Source organism: Bowmanella yangjiangensis, from assembly GCF_017255015.1.
GTDB lineage: Bacteria > Pseudomonadota > Gammaproteobacteria > Enterobacterales > Alteromonadaceae > Bowmanella > Bowmanella yangjiangensis.
Genome location: NZ_JAFKCS010000125.1, coordinates 1 through 2,232 on the forward strand (window position 1 = coordinate 1; position 2,232 = coordinate 2,232).

Here is a 2,232-nt window from a genome sequence, read left to right on the forward strand (position 1 = left end):
GCGGTCTTCTCCGCCACCAGCCCGGTGCCGCCGAGCACCCGCGCCAGGCCCTCCTCGACCGACTGCGCTCCCGTCGAGCCCGGGCTGACCAGGCCACGGACCCGCTCCGGGGAATACGACAAGGTAATGCCGGCGCGCTCGGCGTAGAGGCTCAGCACCTGGTCCAGCGCGCCACCCGGCACATCCGGGGCCAGCATGCGCGGCGCCGGCTCGGCGGCCATCAGTGGCGAACTCGCGGCACCGCCGCACAGCGCCAGGGCAATACAGATGGCAGTGGACAGCCGGCGGGGTTGCAACGGCGATGGCAGAGAGCGGGTAGCACGCATGAGGGTATCCATTCAGGGAGTGATCACCCCAAACCGGATGAGCGGCGAAAGTCCGACAACTTTTTTTACGCGACGGGCACGACGCGCACCCACCAGCGGGTTCGCTCGACCAGCGCGACCGGCAGCAGATGGGTGATGTTGCGCAGCATCAGCTCGGGCTCGGCGAGGCGGAAGACCCCGGACAGGCGCAAGTCGGCCACCGTGGGATCGCACCCCAGCCAGCCATGCCGATAGCGTCCGGCCTCCGCGAGAAAGTCCGCCAGGCGAATATCGCGCACCACCAGCAGCCCACGCGCCCAGGCAAAGGGATCGAGTGCCCCCGGGCCCAGCGCGCTCATGCGGGTTGCCGAAACCGCCAGCCCCTCGCCCGCCTGCAACTGCCGCTGGCCGGCTGCCGCACGCACCAGCACCTCGCCCTGCTCGACCCGTATTTCGCTGCGACCATCACGTTCACGCACCGACATCCGCGCGTGCTGCCCCAGGCAGTCCGCGTGAGCGCAGCGCAACTGCCATTGCGCGCCCTCCACCAGCGCCTCGCCACCGCGCAGCAGCAGTTGCTGGCCATGCACGTCGAGGGCACTGCCGGTGTTGAGCAACACCTCGACATCGCCGGCCAGGCTCAGCCGCCGGGTTTCGCCGGTGGCCGTGGCGAAATCCGCACGCCACGCCGGCGCGGTGGTAGCCGCCAGCAGCGTGGCACTGCCTGCCGTCAGCCCCAGCAGCTTGAGCATGCGCCGGCGGCTCAGGTCAGCCTCGGCCCGCTGCAACAACGGGATGGTCTGCGCGGCATCTGCCAGCGGCGCCACGCGAAACAGCCCGGCCATCTGCTGCAGGCGTTGCCAGGCCAGGTCATGCAGCTCGTCCTGCACCAGCCAGTCATGCAACTGACGCTGCAGCTCGGCACTGGCCGGATCGGCGCGCAGACGCATCTGCCACTCGATGGCCGAACGGACAACGGCTTCAGGTGGCTGCCCTGCCCGGCTCATCTGGGCGACTCGAAGCACAGGCGATAGCAGTGCAGCAGCGCGCTGGCCACATGGCGCTCGACCGTGCGGCTGGACACACCCAGTTGCCGGGCCACCTGCGCATGGTTGAGACCGCCGAGCTGATACAGCAGAAAGGCCTCGCGCACGGCCGGCTTCAGGCCATCGAGCAACTGTGCGATCCGTTCCAGGGACTGCAGCGCCTCGTAGCGCACCTCCGGTGACGGGTGACTGGTCTCGGGCAATTGCGCCAGGGCGTCGAGGTAGGCACGCTCCAGCGCGTCCCGTCGCCAGTGGTCGATCACCAGCCCACGCGCGATACGCGCCAGCAAGGCCCGAGGCGCGCGGTCATCGACCGACTGACCACGTACCAGCAGGCGCAGGAAGGTGTCCTGAACCAGGTCCGCAGCCTGCTGCGAACAGCCCACCGAGCGCCGCAACCAGCCATGCAGCCAGCCGCGATGCGTGCCGTACAGCACCTCGAGAGGAATGATCGAATCGGTTTCAGACGAAGACATAGCGCGGCCCAAACCACCAGGCTGAAAACACCATGCAGGGCACGGCGACCGCGCGAACATTAATAGCGAATCATTCTTATTACAACCTTTCGCCGGAAGAGCACCGCGAAAGAGCCTCCCCGCGCGCTGCCCGTGCGCGTCGCCGGCGGCCCACGCCTTTTATCTCGTGCAGGCCGTAACGGGCTGTGGTTCCGGGTGCCAAGTGTTACCATTGCCGGCTTTGGCGCAGACAGGCTCCTGCGTCACGACGCCCGACACACTCACCCATGCCTCGGACCCCGCGCGCCCTTGCCGGCATGACGACGTCATGGCCCAGCGACACGCGGCCTCACGCCCTGTCGGGCCAAGCCAACGAGCTTGAAAGCCGGTATCCCTTAAACAGCGCATCTCAAGTTACTGATAGGT

3 protein-coding genes are annotated in these 2,232 nt (G+C 68.0%); all 3 read right to left on the bottom strand.

The genetic code is table 11. From position 1 onward, the window contains the following. Positions 1 to 326: STN domain-containing protein (locus J0A65_RS22485; RefSeq protein ID WP_206596546.1), on the bottom strand; the 326-nt coding region annotated here is incomplete at its 3' end. A 65-nt stretch (positions 327 to 391) separates the two neighbouring features. Further along, complete coding sequence (locus J0A65_RS22490) at positions 392 to 1,312, bottom strand: DUF4880 domain-containing protein (RefSeq protein WP_269814701.1); 921 nt, start codon at positions 1,310 to 1,312, stop codon at positions 392 to 394. Then, positions 1,309 to 1,827: a sigma-70 family RNA polymerase sigma factor gene (locus J0A65_RS22495; RefSeq protein WP_047584983.1), complete on the bottom strand. Its 519-nt coding sequence runs from the start codon at positions 1,825 to 1,827 to the stop codon at positions 1,309 to 1,311. The genes J0A65_RS22490 and J0A65_RS22495 overlap by 4 nt, the downstream gene beginning before the upstream one ends. Positions 1,828 to 2,232: the final 405 nt, after the last annotated feature.

Coding starts and splice junctions, on each gene's coding strand:
- J0A65_RS22490 (WP_269814701.1), bottom strand. CDS start 1,312: ATGAGCCGGGCAGGGCAGCCACCTGAAGCCGTTGTCCGTTCGGCCATC.
- J0A65_RS22495 (WP_047584983.1), bottom strand. CDS start 1,827: ATGTCTTCGTCTGAAACCGATTCGATCATTCCTCTCGAGGTGCTGTAC.